Origin of the sequence: Bacillus sp. CH30_1T (assembly GCF_008364765.1) — a bacterium.
Classification (GTDB): Bacteria; Bacillota; Bacilli; order Bacillales; family Bacillaceae_B; genus Rossellomorea.
In genome coordinates, this window is the sequence record NZ_VTUY01000010.1 from 54848 (window position 1) to 77136 (window position 22289).

Annotated in this window: 15 protein-coding genes, 1 pseudogene and 2 riboswitches; of the genes and pseudogenes, 9 read left to right on the forward strand and 7 right to left on the reverse strand. The window is 41.6% G+C overall.

The genetic code is table 11. From position 1 onward, the window contains the following. Window positions 1–100 precede the first annotated feature (100 nt). The 4 genes from F0342_RS19295 to F0342_RS19310 all read left to right on the forward strand — a co-directional run bounded on the left by F0342_RS19295 (window position 101) and on the right by F0342_RS19310 (window position 3907). Window positions 101–946 carry an ABC transporter ATP-binding protein gene (locus tag F0342_RS19295; RefSeq protein ID WP_149157479.1) on the forward strand — a complete coding sequence of 282 codons (846 nt, stop codon included), beginning with the start codon at window positions 101–103 and terminating at the stop codon, window positions 944–946. After that, the gene (locus F0342_RS19300; protein WP_149157480.1) at window positions 897–1826 is read left to right on the forward strand and encodes an iron-hydroxamate ABC transporter substrate-binding protein; all 930 of its coding nucleotides are present in this window, start codon (window positions 897–899) and stop codon (window positions 1824–1826) included. Before F0342_RS19295 ends, F0342_RS19300 begins: the two co-directional genes overlap by 50 nt. Before the next feature lie 69 nt (window positions 1827–1895). Then, window positions 1896–2900 (forward strand): FecCD family ABC transporter permease, encoded by a 1005-nt coding sequence (locus F0342_RS19305; RefSeq protein WP_149157481.1) that lies wholly within the window; start codon window positions 1896–1898, stop codon window positions 2898–2900. Then, window positions 2900–3907: a FecCD family ABC transporter permease gene (locus tag F0342_RS19310; protein WP_149157482.1), complete on the forward strand. Its 1008-nt coding sequence runs from the start codon at window positions 2900–2902 to the stop codon at window positions 3905–3907. The genes F0342_RS19305 and F0342_RS19310 overlap by 1 nt, the downstream gene beginning before the upstream one ends. Before the next feature lie 51 nt (window positions 3908–3958). Here F0342_RS19310 and F0342_RS19315 read toward each other — a convergent pair whose 3' ends face one another. From F0342_RS19315 to F0342_RS19330, 5 genes are all read right to left on the reverse strand, one after another. Further along, window positions 3959–4939 (reverse strand): bile acid:sodium symporter family protein, encoded by a 981-nt coding sequence (locus F0342_RS19315; protein WP_149157483.1) that lies wholly within the window; start codon window positions 4937–4939, stop codon window positions 3959–3961. Next, window positions 4936–6333 (reverse strand): FAD-binding oxidoreductase, encoded by a 1398-nt coding sequence (locus F0342_RS19320; RefSeq protein ID WP_149157484.1) that lies wholly within the window; start codon window positions 6331–6333, stop codon window positions 4936–4938. The genes F0342_RS19315 and F0342_RS19320 overlap by 4 nt, the downstream gene beginning before the upstream one ends. Window positions 6334–6558: 225 nt before the next feature. Continuing rightward, window positions 6559–7656, reverse strand: coding sequence for a threonine aldolase family protein (locus F0342_RS19325; RefSeq protein ID WP_149157485.1), 1098 nt, complete (start codon window positions 7654–7656; stop codon window positions 6559–6561). A gap of 14 nt (window positions 7657–7670) precedes the next feature. After that, entirely contained in the window at window positions 7671–7817 is a 147-nt protein-coding gene (locus F0342_RS25020; protein WP_188048625.1) for a hypothetical protein, read from the reverse strand. 156 nt (window positions 7818–7973) lie between these two features. Beyond that, a complete protein-coding gene (locus F0342_RS19330) occupies window positions 7974–9362 on the reverse strand; it encodes a bifunctional metallophosphatase/5'-nucleotidase (protein WP_149157486.1) in 1389 nt (462 codons plus the stop codon). Between the two features lie 345 nt (window positions 9363–9707). Continuing rightward, window positions 9708–9809: riboswitch (purine riboswitch) on the forward strand. A gap of 75 nt (window positions 9810–9884) precedes the next feature. Between F0342_RS19330 and ade the strand changes: the two genes are divergently transcribed. After that, window positions 9885–11630: an adenine deaminase gene (ade, locus tag F0342_RS19340; protein ID WP_149157487.1), complete on the forward strand. Its 1746-nt coding sequence runs from the start codon at window positions 9885–9887 to the stop codon at window positions 11628–11630. A gap of 312 nt (window positions 11631–11942) precedes the next feature. Here ade and F0342_RS19345 read toward each other — a convergent pair whose 3' ends face one another. Beyond that, the gene (locus tag F0342_RS19345; RefSeq protein WP_262481819.1) at window positions 11943–13454 is read right to left on the reverse strand and encodes a flotillin family protein; all 1512 of its coding nucleotides are present in this window, start codon (window positions 13452–13454) and stop codon (window positions 11943–11945) included. A 608-nt stretch (window positions 13455–14062) separates the two neighbouring features. After that, window positions 14063–14254, forward strand: a riboswitch (cobalamin riboswitch). A gap of 150 nt (window positions 14255–14404) precedes the next feature. On the opposite strand from F0342_RS19345, the pseudogene F0342_RS19350 reads away from it, so the two are divergent. The 4 genes and pseudogenes from F0342_RS19350 to F0342_RS19365 all read left to right on the forward strand — a co-directional run bounded on the left by F0342_RS19350 (window position 14405) and on the right by F0342_RS19365 (window position 21432). Next, window positions 14405–14877 (forward strand): annotated as a pseudogene (locus F0342_RS19350) (acyl-CoA thioesterase). A 383-nt stretch (window positions 14878–15260) separates the two neighbouring features. Beyond that, on the forward strand, window positions 15261–16511 hold the full coding sequence (locus tag F0342_RS19355) for a helix-turn-helix domain-containing protein (protein WP_149157488.1): 1251 nt from the start codon (window positions 15261–15263) through the stop codon (window positions 16509–16511). 532 nt (window positions 16512–17043) lie between these two features. Further along, a complete protein-coding gene (locus F0342_RS19360; protein WP_262481820.1) occupies window positions 17044–21114 on the forward strand; it encodes a S8 family serine peptidase in 4071 nt (1356 codons plus the stop codon). 132 nt (window positions 21115–21246) lie between these two features. Beyond that, a complete protein-coding gene (locus F0342_RS19365) occupies window positions 21247–21432 on the forward strand; it encodes a hypothetical protein (protein ID WP_148968056.1) in 186 nt (61 codons plus the stop codon). Window positions 21433–21448: 16 nt separating this feature from the next. Here F0342_RS19365 and F0342_RS19370 read toward each other — a convergent pair whose 3' ends face one another. Next, window positions 21449–22270, reverse strand: coding sequence for an arylamine N-acetyltransferase family protein (locus F0342_RS19370; protein ID WP_316252634.1), 822 nt, complete (start codon window positions 22268–22270; stop codon window positions 21449–21451). Window positions 22271–22289 lie beyond the last annotated feature (19 nt).

Genomic DNA, 22289 nt, shown 5'->3' on the forward strand with positions numbered 1-22289 from the left:
GAAATTTCTATTGACATTAGTAAAAAAGGATTATAGTATTTAAGATGTTCGAGATTGAGAATCATTATCATTTTATTAATCTATAAACGGAGGTCTTAATATGGTTCGCCTCTATACAAACGAATTAAACATTGGCTACGGTGAACGCCTCATCGTGAAAAACTTAAGCGTGGACATCCCTGATAAAAAAATCACAACCATCATAGGTTCGAATGGATGTGGAAAATCGACTTTACTGAAAGCGATTACCCGTATCATCCCACATCACTCTGGTAACGTCCTGTTAGATGGTGAAAACATTTCTAAAGGGAACACAAAGGAATTAGCGAAGAAGATGGCGATTCTCCCGCAAACCCCCGAGAGTGCCAGTGGACTGACGGTTGGGGAATTGGTTTCATATGGTCGTTTCCCTCATCAAAAGGGTATGGGCCGTCTATCGAAGAAAGATTATGACGTGATCAACTGGGCTCTTGAAGTGACAGGAACCCTGGAATTTAAGTATAGGGAAGTCGATGCCTTATCAGGAGGTCAACGACAACGCGTCTGGATTGCCATGGCTCTCGCCCAGGAAACAGATATCATCTTCCTCGATGAACCAACTACATATTTAGATATGGCCCACCAGCTGGAAGTTTTAGAGCTTTTACAAAAGCTGAATAGAGAACAGGAACGCACCATTGTGATGGTCCTCCATGATCTAAATCAAGCTGCACGATTTGCCGACTATATCGTTGCTCTAAAAGAAGGAGAAATCGTGAAAGCCGGAAATTGTGAGGAAGTCATCACCCATGATGTCCTGAAAAAGGTATTTCAAATCGATGCTGAGATAGGTAGAGACCCTCGAACAAACAAGCCAATGTGTTACACATACAATTTACTTAAAGGAGAAAATCAACATGAAAAAATGGCTCATCCCGTTTACTCTGCTGTTAGTGCTGCTCGTTAGTGCCTGCGGCAACAGTTCTACGAAAGAAGAAGGCTCGGATTCAAAAGAAAAGGACACGAAGTCTTCTGATACCATCACCTACCAATCAGAAAATGGACCGGTTGAAGTACCGGCAGATCCACAACGTGTAGTCGTCCTATCCTCATTTGCCGGTAACGTCATGGCGTTGGATGTGGATGTTGTAGGTGTTGACTCATGGTCTAAAATGAATCCACGTTGGGATAAGGAATTGAAAGATGTGGAAGAAGTAACCGACGAAAGCTTGGAGAAAATCATTGAGCTTGATCCTGATTTAATCGTCGGTCTATCCAATATTAAAAATGTCGAAAAGTTAAATGAAATTGCCCCTACTGTTACATACACTTATGGAAAAGTAGACTATTTAACACAGCACATCGAAATTGGTAAACTACTAAATAAAGAAAAAGAAGCGACAGAATGGGTAGATGACTTCAAGAAGCGTGCCCAAACTGCCGGAAATGACATCAAAGCGAAAATTGGAGAAGATACAACCGTTTCCGTTATTGAAAGCTTCAATAAGCAATTATACGTATATGGAAACAACTGGGGTCGCGGTACCGAGATCCTTTATCAGGAAATGGACCTGAAGATGCCTGAAAAAGTAAAAGAACAAGCGTTGGAACCTGGATATTTCGCTCTTTCAACAGAGGTTATGCCTGAGTATGCCGGGGATTATCTGATTATAAGCAAAGATCCGAAAGCAGATAACTCATTTATGGAAACAGAAACATACAAAAACATTCCTGCAGTAAAGAACAACCAAGTATATGAAGTGAACATGATGGAATTCTACTTTAATGATCCATTAACACTTGATTACCAGCTGGATTTCTTCAAAGAGAAATTTCTAGGCAACTAATTCGTAAAGGGGATTCTTATCACAAGAATTCCCTTTCTTTCTACTCCAATAAAGAAAAGATGATTGATTATGAAAACTCAAAATCAGCGAATTCCATTTATTTATAAATTAATCGGAACCACCTTCCTATTTGCTGCTGCTTTTCTTGTATCTGTGTTGTATGGGGCTGCGGAGACAACGGTGAAGGACGTTTGGCTCGCCATGACGCCTGCCGGTGACGGAGATAAGGTGACCATCCTGCGGGAGATCCGCTTCCCTAGAGAAGTTGCCGCCATTGTTGTTGGAGCTTCTTTAGCCGTCTCAGGAGCCATCATGCAGGGCATGACACGAAATCCCCTTGCAGACCCCGGGTTACTTGGATTGACAGCAGGAGCAAACGCTGCATTAGCCGTTGCACTCGCCTTTTATTCTTCCATCAGCTACTACGGCATTATGATTGCTTGCTTCATCGGCTCTGCTGTAGGGGCATTGTTGGTATTCGGTATCAGTTCAATGAAACGGGGCGGTTTCTCTCCCTTTAGAATTGTATTAGCCGGTGCTGCCGTTTCCGCCTTTTTATTTGCCATTTCTGAAGGAATCGGTCTGTATTTTAAGCTTTCCAAAGATGTGTCAATGTGGACGGCCGGTGGAATGATCGGGACAACGTGGAATCAGCTTCAAGTGATTGTTCCATTTATTTTAATCGGTATCGTAGTTTCAATCTTTTTATCCAGACAACTAACCATACTAAGTTTAAACGAGGAAGTTGCCGTCGGATTGGGTCAACGTACGGCTTTTGTGAAAACCATCCTGTTTATCGTGATAGTTCTACTTGCAGGCGCAGCCGTTGCCCTTGTCGGGAATATGGTATTCATCGGCTTGATGATCCCCCATATTGTCCGGGCTGTGGTTGGGACAGATTACCGCTTGATCATCCCCATCTCCACCCTGTTTGGAGCAACATTCATGCTGCTCGCAGATACGCTCGGCCGAACAATCAACGCCCCATACGAAACACCTGTGGCAGCGATCGTCGCGATGATGGGCTTACCTTTCTTCCTATTTATCGTGCATAAAGGAGGGAAAGGTTTCTGATGATACATCCGGATTTGATCAAAAAACAACGATTACTTCTTATTGGACTACTAATCCTTATCGCAGCAACAACATTTATTAGTATTGGACTGGGCTATTCTTCTGTTTCATATGATCGTCTACTGCCTACTATTTTAGGTGAAGGGTCATTTAAAGAAGAATTCATTCTATTTTCCATTCGTTTACCCAGAATCATCATTACGATTTTGGCAGGGATGGCCCTGGCCCTTTCCGGTTGTATTTTACAAAGTATCACACGTAATGACTTAGCGGATCCAGGTATTATCGGAATCAATTCCGGTGCAGGAGTTTCCATTGCCATCTTCTTTTTATTTTTCCCTATAGATGCCGGTTCATTTGCGTATCTGTTGCCGGTTGTTGCTTTCGCAGGAGCTCTTCTTACAGCTTGCCTCATCTATATGTTTTCGTATAGTAAGCGTAATGGGATTCAGCCTGTTAGATTAGTCTTAGTAGGGGTCGGATTCTCCATGGCACTGTCGGGGCTCATGATCATTCTCATCTCCAGTGCCGAACGGGCAAAAGTGGATTTCATTGCCATGTGGCTGGCGGGGAATATCTGGGGGTCAGACTGGCCGTTTATCTGGGCGCTTCTCCCCTGGTTGGTGATTCTGATTCCATTTACAATCTATAAATCTCAGATGTTGAATCTTCTGGGACTAAGTGAACCTGTCTCTGTAGGTGTAGGAGTTTCCATCAATCGTGAACGTTTCATCATGCTGATGGTAGCTGTAGCTTTAGCCGCATCGGCTGTATCGGTCACAGGAGGAATCGCCTTTATCGGATTAATGGCTCCCCATATTGCTAAAGCATTGGTCGGACCACGCAATCAAATGTTTATCCCGATTGCCATACTGCTTGGCGGATGGCTATTATTACTCGCTGACACAGTCGGTCGTAATATCCTGGAACCCGATGGCATTCCAGCCGGAATCATGATCGCTTTGATCGGAGCTCCTTATTTCATGTATTTGTTGTTAAAAAAATAAGATTGATATGAAGAAAGGTACCGGACTCATCCGGTACCTTTCTCCTTTTCATTACCTCACAGTGGGATTAACTTCACCTGTTACAAATTCCTCCTCTTTCTCTTTCTTCACAGGTTTCTTACTCCAGAACGTCGCAAGAATCGGCCCTGAGATATTATGCCAAACGGCCGCAATGACACTTGGTAAAGCAGCCAGTGGTCCAAAATGAGCAGTTGCCAACGCCACTCCTAGTCCAGAGTTTTGCATCCCGACTTCAATCGAAATCGCTCTCCGCTTACTTTCATCTAATTTCATAAGGACTCCTGTGCCATATCCCAGTCCAAGTCCAAATAGATTATGCAGAATCACAGCCGTGAAAATGATCGCGCCCGATGTTGCGATATTTTCAACATTTGCTGAAACAACTGCCGATACGATGATAATGATTGCCAATACTGATATCAACGGAATGACATTTAAACTTTTTTCCACTTTGCTCGGGAAAAGCTTTCGAATGACTAATCCAAGAGTGATGGGTACGATGATCACTTGAACAATGGAAAGAAACATGGCGATTGGATCGACAGGAAGCCACTGGCCCGCTAATGCAAGCAAAATCAGTGGAGTCGCGATTGGTGCCAATAATGTTGACAATGATGTCATAGCCACGGATAATGCCAGATTCCCTTTTGCCAAATACACCATGACATTGGAAGCTGTCCCACCGGGAACCGATCCCAGTAATACCAATCCAGCCGCTAATTCACTCGGTAGATTCAGCATGTATGCTATCAATAGGGCACCCAGTGGCATAATGATGAATTGCGCCAGTACTCCGGTGATGACTGGCAACGGCTTCTTCAGAACAAGCTGAAAGTCGACTGGCTTTAATGTAAGTCCCATACCGAACATCACGACACCTAATAGAATCGTTATATAGCCGCCTAAAGGGAGGAATGGAGCAGGAACAAAATAGGCTACCGCCGCTACGAGGATGACCCAAACAGCGAAATATTTACCTGCCAGATTGCTGATCGTTTCGAGTAGTTTCATTTCTGTTCCTCCTTCTTTTTATGTACTAGTTTGTGAGGGTTAAAGATTCCTTTTGGATCTATGGCCAGCTTGATTTTTTCCATGACCTGCAAAGCACCACCGTGTTCCCGTTGTTGATATTTCATCTTTCCGACTCCTACACCATGTTCACCCGTACATGTGCCATTTCGTTCAAGGGCATACTCCACAATTTGTTCATTATATATTTCCGCTCTCTTCACCTCTTCAGGGTCGTTTAAATCAATCATGAGTGATGTATGGTAATTCCCATCTCCGACATGTCCGAGGATCCCCCCTATCAACTCTAATTCTTCCAGCCTTTTTCGTGCATGCTGCACGGCACCGGACAGTTCTGATATGGGCACGCACACGTCTGTCACCATGAGCTTCCTTCCTGGGTTTCCATGTACATAAGCATAGGCAAGATTATGTCTCGCTTCCCACAATCTATTCCTTCCTGCAGTGTCTTGTTCAAACACAATCTCTTCACAGTCATGATCAGCGACAATTTCTTTGGTGAATTCTACATCTTGTTGGAGACCTGCTTCATTACCATGAAACTCAAGAAAAAGAGTAGGTTTTTCTTTATAATCCGTTTCACTGAATCGATTCACTTGTATCATTGATGGTTCATCCACCAGCTCCACTCTCGCAATCGGAATGCCGGCTTGTAAAATGGATACGACCGCTTCCACTGCATCACTTACATGATTGAACGATGCACGTGCCGCAACAATATGCTCAGGTATGCCATATACGCGGAGGGTCAGCTCAGTGATACATCCCAACGTGCCCTCTGAACCTACGAATAAACTGTTTAAGTGATAGCCAGACGACGATTTCTGAGCCATGTTTCCTGTGTGGATCACTTCCCCATCCGGAAGCACCACTTCTAAATCCCGGACCTGATCCCGCATGACTCCATATTTTACAGAAGTTGTCCCACTTGCGTTTGTGGCAGCCATGCCTCCAAGGGTCGCATCGGCACCGGGATCAACTGAAAAAAAGAGACCATATTTCTTCAATTCTTTATTTAACTGTGAACGTGTAACACCTGGTTGGACCTTTACCAGGAAATCCTTCTCCCTCACCTCGAGTACTTTATTCATCCGGGAAAAATCAATGGTGATTCCCTTATCGTATGGAATCACATGACCTTCAAGGCTTGTACCAAGACCAAATGGGATAATGGGTGTGCGATGAGCGGCTGCCAACTTTACAATTGCGCTCACTTCCCCGGCACTCTCAGGAAACACCACGATATCCGGAGAGCTAGGCCTATGATAGGATTCATCCTTCCCATGCTGCTCTAAGATCGTTTCATTCACCGTCACCCGATGACTATCTACGACTTCCCCCAGTTCATCCACCAAACGACTATCCTTCACACTCATATGCCCTCTCCCCTTCTAAAAAATGTATAATGTATCGAATTATACCTAATAATCAGAATATTTCAATAGTAAATTTGATATTTCTTTCTCCGGAGAGGGACGGACCTCTGTTTATGTTAGAGGAATGTTATAGGGTCGGGCTTCTGTGTTAAATAAAGGGAAAAAGTGGAGGTCCGTCCCTCAAAAAAGTGGCACCGGAATCATCCGGTACCACAATACAATCGTTTATTTCTCCATCAACCTCTTCAATTTCTCATCCAACACCACAAATAACTTAGTCAATTCTTGTTTCGAAACGTTCTCGTATTGATCTCCTACACTTGCTTCATACGCACACTCATTTTCACTCACTTTTTTCACATACCCAGTTAAACCAATACTTGTCTCGTCATACACATCCATTAAAATCGTTTCTATTTCTTTCTGTGGGTAGTGAAAGAAGACATGAAACATATTGGAAACAGGCTTTTCAGGAAGAGTCGATACACCTTGGCAGCCGTTAAAAAGACCGGCAAGTTCTTTTGCTCCTTCATAATACTGTTCCATATTGTTGATTCGTTGATCAAAATAGTAATCTGCACTCAGGATGTATGGATAGAGGCTGATGAGATCACCGCCATGACGTCTTTTCCATACCATAGATTCTTTGGTAAACTCCTCGCTTCCTGCCAGGATCGCACCTGCAATTCCACCAATCCCTTTATAGAATGAAATATAGACACTATCGAAAAGAGCACAGACTTCCTCTGCTGTTTTCCCATAATGGGGCAGAATTTCATAAAGCCTGGCACCATCTAAATGAAGCTTGATTCCTTTATCCCTGCAGTATTCAGAAATAGCTTCAAGAGTCTCGTAGTCTGGTAGTTGACCACCGATTTCCCTTTGAGGCAGCTCTAACAGTAAGCTTGCAATGTCAACCTCAAGTCCAATCACGTCTTCCAGACCAATCACACGCTCCTTGTCAGCCAAAAGAATCGGTTCAATTCCATGTAATTTCTTCAGCCCATCTTCTTCATGAATCTCTAAATGACATAAAGGATGGTACGCCACTCTGTGCAAATCTTTTTGATCGCACCAGATACGCAGGGCGATCTGCTGAGCCATCGTTCCGCTCGGGAAGAAAACGGCACTTTCTTTTCCCAGGAAGTTTGCCATCTTCTTTTGGAAGTCCTCTATTATCCTACCCGATCCGTAAATATCACTCTCCAAGTCACCATCTACACCTACTAAAGCATCTTTAAGAACATCCAGATTTCGTTTCCCATGACCCTGAAGTTGATAAGCAGTCTGTTTATACGCTTCCAATAATGTCTTTTCTGCCATCGATTTGCCCCCTTTTATGAGTTCATCGCTTTTTCAATGAATCCCTTCACTCGTTTTTTGTATTCCTTCTCTTCCATCGTAAAACCTTCTGTGTGACCGGCCCCTGGTACTATCCATAATTCTTTCATGCTATTCGTTGCTTCGTACAGGCGATTGGCCATTTCGGTAGGAACAAGTCGTACAAGTAGTTAAGTCTATTTTACTTGAAGCCGGTGTGAGTTTCATAGAATAAGGCATATTCATATGTGTTATTTAGCTGATGTTTTTCTACATTCACATTCAAAAGCACCCATGCACTCTTGCGCCTCATATGAATTCTAAACCATGACCTCTCTACTTTCCTTCCACCTGGTCACATAAGCTTTCTCGATAAAATCCTTCCGATCCCCATACATCCGTATCACATCGCGGATTTCTTCCGCCAGGTATTTTTCATTCCGGTTATGGGCGAGGGATTCATAGCCGGATCCTCTTTGCAAATAATCAGAGGACGCAACAGAATACCACTTCTCATCTTCCAGAAGAGCATTCCCAATGAAGATTTCCGATACTCTTTTACCATCATGAGTAATCTCTGCTCCTGAAACATGGAGCCTTCCAACGAATTTCCCCCGGAATCCTGGACCTCTTCCATCAGCTAAACAAACTTGAGCATCCAGAGACTGCTGGATGGCCGTACGAATATGCTTTCCTTGAATGTCAAAGGACGTAGGATTCAAGGGAGATGGACAGATTTCGATCAATTTTTTATTGCTGATATAATCAAATGCACCAGCGTTCACTATTCCACTATTGATCAAGCCAAGATCGCATTTCAGCATGTCCTGCAAACCGTCGGCGATTAAATTCGTAATTGGATTCTCTTCAATCACATCATGCCAGAGGAACTGGTCGAGTTTATATAATGATCTGCTTAATACGTCAATCGCCTTCTCTTTATTTTCTTTTAAAATGGCAATGACCTCTTTATCAATAGGAGATGACGCGGTATCAATTGTTTCCCCCCGGAGTAATTTGACACCATCCTTTGTTACATCCACTTCCACAATTCCAATGTATTCCCCATAACAACCGGCACTATTCATCACGGTCCCGTTCATTTCTTTTGCTTGTCGATAAAGCTTGTGGTCATGAGCAGATAGGATGATATCTACTCCATCCAGTTCATTCGCCAGCTCATCATCTGCTAGTGTCCCTACATGATTGAGAAGAATGCAAACATCATAGTTTCCACGATTACGTTCTATTTCCTCAACGATTGCATTTTTATAATCGGTAATATGAACACCCAGACCGTCATTGAAACTCTCTAAGTCCGGGGACGAGCCTGTAATCAAGATACGCAAACCTTTTATTTCCAGAATGACACTTGATTTTACCCCATTGGCCACCGTTTTATCTTTTCTATAAAGATTATTACTAATAAACGGTACGGTAGTATTGCTTGCCATATGCTCAAGCGTATCGAATCCATTGAACATTTCATTGTTTCCAATTGTTAACGCATCATAGCCGACAGATTCCAGTAGTTCGATAGCTGCCATTCCTCTCGTTCCTTGAAGCTCGACGCTTCTGAAATCAGCAAAGTCCCCCCCATCAAGAATAAGTGTGTTCTCGTCTTTATGAGCTTTTATCAAGGATGCTACTCTTGAAAACGCTTCAAAATGGCTGTGTAGATCATTGGTATGAATAATTTTTAATTTCATCTTAACCTCCAAAATGTTTTTCAGAAAACTCTCTCTATTAATAGTAAAGGAAATCAGGTTTGTGTAAAGGATTTTTATGGAAATAAAAGAACTTATCTTCCTCGTAATTGGAGATGAGCTCTTCAAATTCCTTTATTCTTTTCGACCAGTTCTGTATAGACAACCAATCGTTCTATGTAATTATGGATTTCCCTGTCAAAATAACATGTGCACGTAATCAGATTAAGCATGCGTTTTTTCACTGGGACCGAAAATGGTTCTAAGAGGCGCGTATCTTTTGATAAGCGACTTTTCCATTGACACATTCCATCCGATGCAGATAAAATGTGAAATAATCATTTCAACAAATAATTTTATCCACATACTCGTATAATATTGGAAATATGGTCCAAAAGTTTCTACCAAACTACCGTAAATGGTTTGACTACGAGAGGGAGCAGGGGCAGGAGTCCCTTCTCTTCTCTCTCTATGACAACCCCTGGGTGAATCCCGGGGTTTTTATTTAGATAAGGAGAGGATTCCATGGATACAAATAAAGTTATATTGAAAAAAAGGATTGCAGCTGCGAATAAAGAAAGCCTCGCAGACATTGTTATAAAAAATGGGAAAATAATAGATGTGTTTAATCTTGAAATCATGGATGGAGATGTCGCAATTACGGATGGAATGTTCGTTGGAATTGGAGAATTTGAAGGGAAACAGGTAATAGACGCCAAAGGGAGATATATAAGTCCGTCCTTTATCGATGCCCATGTTCACATTGAATCCTCCATGGTCACCCCATCCGAATTTGCAAAAGTCGTCCTTCCTCATGGGGTCACGACCGTTATTACAGACCCCCATGAAATCGGGAATGTAGCCGGAGAAGAAGGAATTGTATTCATGCTCGATGATTCAGGGGACATACCATTAGATGTGTTTACCATGCTTCCATCCTGCGTGCCGGCAACTCCATTTGAAAATACAGGAGCAACGCTGACAGCAAAAGAGCTGGAACCTTTCTATACCCATGAGCGTGTCCTTGGACTGGCAGAGGTAATGGACTACCCTTCCCTTCAAAAAGGTGGGGATTCCATTGTTGATAAAATCACTGTCACTTCGGAGTATAGTCACAATATGGACGGACATCTAGCGGGGCTTGATACAAATGCGATCAATGTTTATAAAACCGCAGGTATTCGAACCGATCATGAATGCACCACCGTTCCTGAAGCATTGGAACGAATACGACGAGGTATGTATGTTCTGATTCGCGAAGGATCCGTGGCCAAGGATTTGAAGGCACTTATAGGTGTAGTGAACGAAAGAAATGCCAGACGTTGTCTATTCTGTACAGATGATAAGCACTTGGATGACTTAATGGAAGAAGGCAGTATCGATCACAATATCCGCTTAGCCATCAAAGAAGGACTCGATCCTCTATTGGCGATTGGCATCGCTACTTTGAATGCTGCTGAATGTTATGGATTAAACACCAAAGGCGCAATTGCACCTGGATACGATGCGGATTTTGTATTATTGGATGATATAAAGACGGTCTCTATATCAGAGGTGTACAAAGATGGGAAACAAGTAGCTGCACATGGTCAGTTTGTCGGCAACTCAATTGTAAAACCGGCGCCAAAGCCATCTCTGACTTCAACTGTTCATATTCCTGAGCTCACTGAAAAGCATCTCCAAATTGAAATTGGCGGTACAAAAAAAGCACATATCATCGAAATCATCCCTAACCATCTTAGGACCAATAAACGGATTGAAAAGGTTCAAGTAGAGGATGGATTCTTTATCCCTTCCATTCAAAGGGATCACCTTAAAATGGCTGTCGTTGAGAGACATAAAGGGACAGGAAACATTGGTTTGGGCATTGTAAAAGGATTCGGATTGAAAAAAGGAGCCATCGCTACCACCATTGCTCATGATTCCCACAATATTGTCTCAACTGGTACAAATGATCGTGATATCCTGCAAACGATTGAGGCGCTTAACGAAATAAATGGCGGCCTCGTGATGGCGAGAGACGGAAATATAATAGCCTCTCTTCCATTACCGATTGCAGGGTTAATGTCCGAGCAGGGATTTGAAGAAGTGGTATCAGGGCTCCGGGAGTTAAAAAATGCGTTTGTAGAATTAGGATTCACCGGGGACTTTAATCCATTTCTGACTCTCTCTTTTCTCACTTTGCCTGTGATCCCCGAGTTGAAGCTGACAGATTTAGGATTATTTGATGTTAAAGGTGCCCGGCATATTGAGGTTGAGGTAGAGGGTTGATGGGGTTGATGGGGTTGTTGGGGTTGTTGGGGTTGTTTGACTGTTGAATTTCTTGAGATATTTGCCTGTTGAATTTTCGAATATTTTTAACAGGCAAATTTTCTGTTGATTTCATCTGTTAAATATCTCTCTATATTCAGCAGTTGAACCTAAATAAATCTGAGTACCAGTTATTTCATACACAATAGGTGGCAGGCACAAATGATTTCGTGCCTGCCACCTTTTTATTGCAGTATTAGGCACTTCAAAGAACTCGATTTTCCATAACATAGAAAAGAGATGTCTCCACACACCCGAGACATCTCCTTCTCTTTATTTACTTTGACTCTCTTCTTTTATATCTGCTTCTTCCTTTTCGGTCGTCACGGCAACTTCCTTGTCAGCCGACTCTGAAATTGCTGGCTGATAAGGTCTTTCATGGGATCTGTTTGCATATGACTTCAGTAATTCACCTACATCGATGCCAGTCATTTCCCGTAACGGTTCCTGCATGTCAAGCATGGTTCTGGTGATGCTTTTCCCAAAGGAAGGAACTCCCTGGCCATTACCGGAATCAATGATTTTAACAGAGTCAATATTGTTAAGAGGCTGGGCAATTTTCTCTGCGAAAACGGGCAGCATTTCGATTAATTTCTCGGTAATGATGACATCGCCATGTTTCTCCATTGCTTCTGCCAGCAGTTTACGGGATTCTGCTTCCGCTTTACCACGTTCTCTGATAACATCGGCTTCGGCAGAACCTTCTTCTCTTCGGATTTTGGCTTTTGCTTCCCCGTCAATTTCAGCCTTGCGCGCTTCGGCTTCCGCTTTACGGGTGGTTTCGTAGTATTCGGCATCGGCTTTCGTTTTACGAACTTTTGATTCTTCTGCTTCAAGCTTAACGGCACGTTCACGCTCAAGGAATTGAAGGGTTAACTCTTCTTCTTTCACTTCCTTGGTAAGTTTGGCTTTTTCCAACTCATAGGACTGTTCGGATTTTGCTCTTGCCCGCTCTGTTTCTTCTTTGAAGGCTGCGTCTTTGATGTCCTTCTCTTTTTTCGATTGGGCAATGGTAATTTGACGCTTGTATTCTTCCTCTTTAGCTTCCTGATCGGTTTGGGCTCGGTGAATACGGGTTTCACGCTCGGTGTTTGCTTCTGCAATTTCAGCTTGCTTACGAACCTCGGCGATACGTGGACGACCAAGATTTTTTAAGTATCCATTTTCTTCGTCTGCATCTCTTATGTCAGTTAAACCGAGTGACGTAATTTTGAAGCCCATGAGATCTAGCTGTTTCTGGGCAATTTCAGATACGTCAGCGTTAAATTTTTCACGGTTGCTGTTAATGTCTTCAACAGTCATTTTTGAAAGAATCGCACGAAGATTACTTCCTAGTACCTCGATGATTTCATCTTCAATTTCTTTTTGATCCTTACCAAGGAACTGCTCGGCATAGTTCGCGATCCCGTTTAATGTGTCGGCCACCTTCACCATCGCCACTGCGTCTGCAACGATCGGTACTCCGCCATTTGTGTATACTCTTGGTGTCGATAGCTTTAATTGGAAGGATGTAAGATTAACAGGTGTGGATGTTTGGAAACGTCTTAATCTGTACCCCCCACCTCTGATGATTTTCATGGAACGCCCTTCCTGGTCGGTGAAAATATTCGTTTCCTTTTCAGGATCCCCCAGTTTAGGTCCGGTAATGATCAGTGCCTGGTTGGATCTCGCTGTACGATAACGAAACCTCATCCAGAAATAATAGGCAATTCCTGCAATAGCTGCAATAACCAGAACAGGAATCAGGAACATGAAAAATCCGATAATACTTAATGATCCTAGCATTCTGACAACCCCTCTCGACATTTTGTTTAAACCAGAATGGAATCTGATTTAATTTTAAATAAAAGTGCTAGCTACAATACTATCTACGAAAAAGATGACGAAAAGTTTCAATAAAATGGGCGAATTCCCTGATTTTATATAAAAAAAGCCCGAACCTGTAAAAGGTTCAAGTATTCAAGCTATAAAAACAATCCATGTACTGCCCCAAGCCCGGTAAAAATAATAAGATGATCTCCTATTACGACCCTTTGATATTTGGTGTACCAAAGAGCAATCCTTATATTACCCAAATAGACTTCTTGCATTTCCCCAACGATAAAGATCCTGCCACGTTTCTGGAATGCCTTCTATATAGGAACCCATATGATATCGATTGACGGTTGAACACTCTGGAAAATAAGCAATCTTCACTTTTGCTGTTCTAAGGATAAGTCTTCGCTTAGATGTAAATCGATAAACTCTACTACTTTATCGATTTGATTTCTTTGTATTTTGTCTTGTGGCATTTTTCAGACCTCACTACCTTTTTGAAAAGCACGTATTTATAAATCTTACCATAATCATTCTCCTCACTCACTAAGGGTTATGATAAAATAAAAGCGTTCACAATTTAATCATTGCTCATTGGTGAAGATGATTTTCAGTTCATTTTCTTAAAAGGGAAGTTGGTGAAAGTCCAACGCGGTCCCGCCACTGTAAGGCTGAGAATTCGTATGAATCCACTGTTTCGAATCGAAATGGGAAGGAATACGAATTCGCTGACGCTGAGCCAGGAGACCTGCCAGAATGGGAAGAACACAGAAGTTCCTACGGGAGATAGGAGGGTGTTGTGCTAATGAGACGTCACCAGAGGAATCACTGTACTCTGAACGTTCGCCCGGAATAGCCGCATCTTCTTTTTTAAAAGGAGATGCTTTTTTGTTTCATAATGCAAACAGGGAGATGAGAAAATGGAGCAAGCCTATTCAGTCGAACGTTCACGAACCATACAAACAAAATTGGTATTGCCGCCTGACACCAATCATATGCAAACCATCTTTGGAGGAAAGGTTTTATCCTATATTGATGAGATTGCGGCACTATCCGCCATGAAACATTCCAGTTCAGTCGTCGTCACGGCATCGATTGACTCCGTCGACTTCTTATCATCCGCCACGGTCGGCGATGCTTTAAGCCTGGAGGCATACGTCACTTCCACAGGGAGGACATCAATGGAAGTGTATGTAAAGGTTTTTTCTACGAATCTCGTAACGAGTGTCAAAACCTTGACGACGGAATCATTCCTGACAATGGTCGCCGTTGATGAAGATGGGAAACCGAAGCCGGTACCAAAGTCATTCCTAAAACGGAAGAAGAAACGCGACTATTCAAAACGGCTCCCTTACGAAAAGAGCATAGAAAGAATCGCGCGCTTATTTTATAAACAATCCCTGATTCACTGACTAACTAATATAACAATAACACTCAGAGTTTTCTAAGCTCTGAGTGTTTAAAAAGGCAATTATCATCTCACTTTCAAATGAGAATTGGGACACATTTGGATAGGTAACTCATACTGTGAAACTTCTTCCCTTTTTGTCCGAATGAATAGTATCAGTAAAAAAAAGGAAGAGGGATAAAGTTGAAAAGGAATTTTGTCTTATTGGACTTGTTGATTTATGTAGCACTACCTCTTTTCGTAAAGTTACGCAGATTCTATTGGATTTGGATGTTTTTGCCTTCAGACCTCCGTCTTGTCTCCCATCTATAGAACAAACAAAGATATTTCCCTATAATGATAAATAAACTGTTCACTCGGGGTGTACTATGATTGAAGGTAAATTAATTAAATTTCATCGAGAAGATTCAGGATTGACTCAGGAACAGCTTGCACAGGGTATCTGTTCCACTACACATCTTAGTAAAATCGAAAGAGGCATCACAGAGTATTCAAGTGAAATTACTGATTTACTTGCTAGGAAGCTTGGAATCGATATGAATGTTGAACGTTCCCGCTATCATTCCTTACAGGCTAAACTATCAGAATGGAACGATGCGATTATTATGATTCGAACCAATGAAATCCATCAACTTAAAGGGGAAATTGAAAAGGAACCTTTAAGGTTTCTATCTGACTTCATCATTCAATACAACCTTTTCCTGGCAAGATATTATTTATTTTTGAACAAACATGAAAAAGCAAAGGAAATCCTGGGCATGTTCGAAAACAAAAACTATTCTCTATCCCCTTTCGAACAAAATTTATTGCTTCATGTCAAAGGGATCTACTATCATTCAACAAGACAATTTAACTCTTGCATAAAAGTATTGAAACAGATTGACGATGAATATCCTAACTCCGAATATTATTTTCATTTGGCATTAGCGTATCATTCCATTCATTCAAACACCTTTGCCTATTATTATGGGCAAAAAGCTTTGCAATTTTTCCAGAAAACATTGAATATCCTTAGGGTTATCGATTCGGAAACCTTAATTTTAATCCAATTGAATGCCAAAGAACCCTTTGATATGGAAGAAACAAAACAACAGTATGATAAACTCCTCAGAGTCTGTGAATCAGTCAATTCAAACGATCGGGCGCATAAGATCCATAACAATCTTGGATTCGAATATTTTAGGAGAAAACGATATTCTGAATCAAAGGCATCCTATGAAAGCGCATTAAATCTTATCCATGACGATACGCCGGCATCAAATTATTTAGTGACGCTCAGTGGATATATACTTGCTTGCATGAAAGGGCGCCTACTATCTTCCCGGGAACTCAATCACTTAGCGACAAAAGGACTGAATATGGCCACTCAGCATCAGGATCCAAGCCATGTATTCTTTGAGATTTACTTACTTACCATAAATGAGAATGAAAAAGAATTATATGAGTATATTGAACGTACAGCTCTCCCCCATTTCAGAAAAACGGGGAGCCAGTTGATGTATCAGCATTATGAAAGACAACTATATTTATATTATGTGAAAACCGGACAATCAGAGAAAGGTTTTAGACTTGCATCCGATAAGATGTCAAATGAAATTAGTTATTATGAATTAGAGTAGCCCTCGTATTGAATGAGGCTGGGACAAAAGTTTTTTAGCCTAAGTCAAACCCGAACAAACCTGCTTCTTAGTGTGCAGATTTGTTCGGGTTTATTATTTATTTTCGAATCATTTGATTTTAGCTGACTCCTGCGGGAATGTAGCTTATGTGATACCCCGCAGGCTTGCCGCGGAGGCTCACGGGCTACCTGCGGAAAGCGTAGTCTTGCACGGAAATCATTAGCGGTATGAAGAACCTACACTTCTATTGTTCGACTTTTTATCTTGTTTTTTTAGTTTTGTCCCAGCCTCATTTTTCTTTTTTTTTCACATAGACCGTTGGCATTGGTCATAACCCCCATTCACCATCATTTTTTTACATCTTTTCTCCTGAAACTCCTTTCAAAATCAGACAAAAATCAATGAAATTACACTAATTAATAGTTAAATGGTCCCTAAATAAACCCCCATACAAACATGATAACTTTGTATTTACAATAAGAATTGTACTAATCTTTAGAATAATCTAACCAACAACAGAAAAGAGGTAGAAATGATGAAAGGATCTTCCATCACAAAGAAATCGGCTGTGATTGCACTATCCACTGGATTACTGTTATCCCCAGTGTCGAACTACTCCATGCCAACAGCTACAGCTGAGGGTTGGAAAGCAGAAACAGTTTTATCTTCCTTGACTGAAGAACAAAGACAAGCCTTGCATCAACTGGAGGTAAATAACGCAGAGGGCCTCCAAGGATTTCAGTCGAGTGAATTGGCATCTGACGAAGAGATCTCCGTTATCGTCCAATTTAAATCCAAACCTGGACATGTAGCTGTATTAGAAGCGGAAGTACAAGGAAAATCAATAAAGAAAGCAGACGCCAAAGCCCAAGTGGAGAAAGAACATAAGATTTTTAAAGAAGATGTAGTAAAGCATCTATCTACAAGCCACTTAAAAGGAAAAAAAGTAGCGCCAAAAATCACCCAAACCTATAAAGAAGCGTATAACGGTGTAGCGATGACCCTTCCTGCTAATCAAGTAGAACAACTGCTTAAATCCGAAGCCGTTAAAGCTGTGTTTAAAAATCAGGCATTTACGATCGATCCTGTTAAACAAGATCTTCCAAATGATGTTGAGAGAGAAATCACAACGTCTGTTGAAAGCATCCCATATTTAAATGTAGATGAACTACATAAGGAAGGAATTACGGGAGATGGAATCAAAGTCGGTGTCATCGACACAGGCGTTGACTATAACCATCCTGACCTGAAAGATGCTTACAAAGGTGGATATGACTTTGTTGACGATGATGCGGACCCAATGGAAGCAACGTATGAAGATTGGAAGAGTACGAGTGAACCGGAGTTCAGTTATACGGGAAGTTCCTATTATACTTCTCATGGTACTCATGTATCCGGAACCATCGTAGGACAAAACGAGAATGATAGTGAAGTATCCGTAGAGGGTGTTGCCCCAGATGCAGATCTATATGTGTATCGCGTCCTCGGCCCTTACGGAAGTGGTTACACAGAAGACGTCCTTGCCGGAATTGAAAAATCTGTTCAGGATGGAATGGATGTCATCAACCTTTCATTAGGCGCCAGTGTCAATGATCCATATTATCCTACAAGTACAGCCCTTAATTATGCCGTATTAAACGGTGTGACAGCCGTTGTTTCAGCAGGGAATGCAGGACCAAATGACTTTACCCTCGGCTCCCCTGGTACAGCTGCTTTAGCGTTAACAGTAGGAGCAAGTGATGTTCCTGTCTCACAAACCACTTTTACCGGGCAAACGTCAGATGGATGGTCAGCGGAAATTGTGAGTATGGCAAGAGGGTTCGTACATTCATTTGCCAGTTTAGAAGATCAATCCTTAGAATTGGTAGATGTTGGCCTCGGTTATGAAGAAGACTATGAGAATAAAAATGTAGAAGGAAAAATTGCCTTTGTTCAGCGAGGAAATTTCGCACTGAATGACAAAGTGAAATTTGCTAAGGAACATGGTGCCAAAGCTGTGATTATGTATAACAATGCTGAAGGCCATGTAGGATATAATCTTGGGGAATCAACAAATTATGTCCCAGCCTTCTCTATGACACTGGCTGCCGGGGAAGAATTGAAAGCTGCGATGACCAGTGGAACATCCAACTTCACCTTTACAAACTTAGAAGAAAGCATGACTGAGGGTGACCATTTAGCCGATTTCAGTTCAAGAGGTCCTGTTAATAAGAGCTATGATACGAAACCTGAAGTGGTAGCTCCCGGAGTCAGCGTTCTGTCGACCTTCCCTTCCTATATGATCGATCCAGAAAAAACGGATGACTATCAGTATGCTTACTCGAGATTATCAGGAACCTCTATGGCTTCTCCTTTCACTGCGGGAGTTGCAGCTTTACTGTTAGGAGAGAATCCGGATCTTGAGCCTGCTGATATTAAAACCATTCTCATGAACTCTGCTGATCCATTAAATGGGGATTACAGCGTATTTGAAGTAGGTGCAGGAAGAGTGGATCCGTATCAAGCCCTTCACAGTCAGACAAAGATTCAAATCAAAGATGAGACGTTGATTCCTAGTGGAGAAGAACTGATCCCGATCGATAATCCGACAGGCGGATTGAGCTTCGGTAATCAGGTAGTGGCTGAAGGAGCTCACCTCCGCGTACAAAAAAGCTTTGAAATCACCAACAATAGTGATGAAAAGAAAACGTTTGACATTCGTGTTGTAGAAAATGTACAGGAAGGCACCTTAAGCCTCAAAGAAAATGGAGTTGTCGTAAGTGCTGACAAGTCCATCAAGGTGAACGGAGGGAAGAAAAAGACCTCAAATCTATTCCTTACGATGCCGAAAACCGCTACAAAAGGTATATATGAAGGATATGTAATCGTTACGAACAAAAAAGATAAAACAGAAAGTTACCGCGTTCCATTCAGTGTGAAGAGATCAGAGGAAGGCTTTAATACACTTGAATTGTTATCTTCAAGTTTTGCACCTCCTCATTATACTCATGGATTTGAACCATACCGTTATCCATGGGCACTTGTTGAATTCAACCTTAGTTCACCGATGAAAAGCATGGATGTGATCCTGCAGGATGGGGAAACAGGTGAAGACCTAGGATTAATCGGTACACTTGATCTGCAGGATTCCCTGCTGGATAACAACTACTTATTAAGAGCATTCAATGGTAGTTATTACGCATTTACAAGCGACAAGAAAAATCCGGTTTCAGAAGAAGTGTCCATCGCCAAACCTGGTCACTATAAAATCAAGTACGCGATGACAGATCCAAAAGGAAAAGTAAAAACAAAAACAGAGCATTTCTATATCGACATTGAAGGACCTCAATTCAAGAGTTCCCTGGATGGTGAATCACCGTTCCTTGAATATCAACCAGGTCAGGAAACCTATCCATTTGAGATTGAAATTACAGATCCACTTATTGAAGACATGCAAGAAGCAGGAATGGACGCAGATCAATCCAAAAACTTTATGATTTATTACTGGAATTCAGCATTTCCTTCATCCCCGCTTTATATGGATGAAAACGGTAAGTTTGTCGAAGAAATTGCGATGAATGAAAACGTGAAAGCCCTTAACTTCAGAATGAAGGGCTATGATATGGCCGGTAACAATAGTGCGATGAAGAACTATTTCTTCATTAAAGAAGGTACACCGAATGCGTATCTTAAAACTGATGCGAAAACCGTTACAACTGGTGAAACCGTACAGGCAACTCTAGCACTGGATAATGTTCAAGATGCAAAGGAAGCCACTTGGACATTTGAAGACTATTACGGATTTCAACCAGAAGTGATCGATGCCAAGTTATCCGGGGAATTTTCCGATAAAGCTTCGCTGACACTTGATGGAAACCAGATCAAGGTTACGTTCAATGAACCTATTCAATCATTCGATCATAGCGCGATTGTTGATGTGCAAGTGAAGGTTCAAGATGAACTGTTCACTAAATTAGACGCCCTGGATCCGACTGTTACCGTAACGAATTCTAACAATGAAACAATGGATCTATTACATGCTGGTGCAGAATTCACTGTAAATCCGGACTTTAACTCAATTAGGGGCTTTGTAAGCCCGGAAGGATTCGATAGTGGAAGTGGCTACAACGCTAAGAAAGATTGGACTAAAGTTGGCGCAACAATAGAATTTAAGAAGTCAACCGGAGACGTCTTTACTCCATCCTCCATCACGGAAAATGGGGAGTATTCCATTGAGAAACTTCCATTAAGCAAAGATCCATATGAAGTAAAAGTTCAGGTACCTGGCCACTTCTTGACCAAAAACACAGAAAGAATCGGTTATGAGTACAATGGGGAGCTTTATGGAAAGTATCATAGACCTACGAACCTGAATCCTGTCGGGGGAGATGTCAACCAGGACAACGTCATCGATATCTATGATGCCATTGCCATTCAGGATGCTTGGAATACAGACCATCGTGCAGCAGATATCAATTTTGATGGTAGGGTCAACGCTAACGATATCAAGTTTGTGCAGGAGAACTATTTATTACAAAATGAACAAGTTGAGGACGCACCTTCACCAGTAGAGTCAGCAGATGGTAAAACACTTGATTCTATTTTGGAAGAACTGGGATTATAATTCATTGATGAAACAAAAGGAATGAACCTATCGAATAGGCTCATTCCTTTTTTCTTTATGAATTTTTACATAAGAATGGGTTCAACTTCCTATCACCTTGAACATATAATAACTCGAAAGGAGGGGAACAGAATGGATCGTTTTATTCTTTTGTTAGTAGCGGGTATTCTATCCGGTTTCGCATTGTTGAAGGTTCCTTTAGCAGGTACGTTCTTAGCAAGTGTATCCCCAGTAACGGACATCATAGGCGTTTTAGCTATTCTCATATTCTCACTTTTCCTTATCTATAAAGGCATCATGTCCATTCTAGGGAAGTGAATAATCAGACCCGGATTTATTCCGGGTCTTTTTTAGTATGCTGGAAACCAAACCAGGAATTCAGCAGTTCTTTATAACTTTCAAGGTCTATCTCCTTTTTCGTTAACTCTCCGGCCTTCCAGTGGGTAAAGGACGTATCCGTTAAGGTCACATTCCCGTCATTCGTCCGTTTTGTCAATAATGGATGTTTGTTAAAAGGGGAATCTGAATGGTTGGCAATAATTGTTTGAATGTTATTCAATTGAGTCACATTCTTTATGGGATCACCCGAATCAAAAGCATATCCTGTTCTCCATTCCGAATGCTTATGCTTTAATTTCATTTCAAATATATAATCTCCATGGAGACTGTCGACCTCTTTAATTCTAAACTCCCCATTTGAAGAGACGACTGCTTCTCCCGATAATGGTACTGGTTTTAACGGGAGATTCCCTCCAAAACCCGTATCAATCACATATGTTGTATCTTTATGAGAGACTAATATGACCACATGGGTTCTTCCTATCGACTGGTACAGCTCTTTATCATGATTGTAAACAACTCCACGAACAAGAACCGCATCAAATTGATTTTCGATCAAAAATAAATATAACAATGAGTTCAATTCATAACATAGACCACCTTCGTTCTTCACGAGCATTTTATTCATTAAATTTTCTTTGGTAAGATCGGCGAATGTATTTCCAATAACACATAGATTTTCGAATGGGATGCTTTTAGCTGTCTCTTCTAAAATGGTATCTAGTTGGTGAAAGGATATTTTCCCTGTGGTTGGATAATGTATTCTTTTGCGAAATAATGTATTTAGATCGGTGATGGTGAACCCTCCATTTCTCAAGCGTCATTCTACATTATGC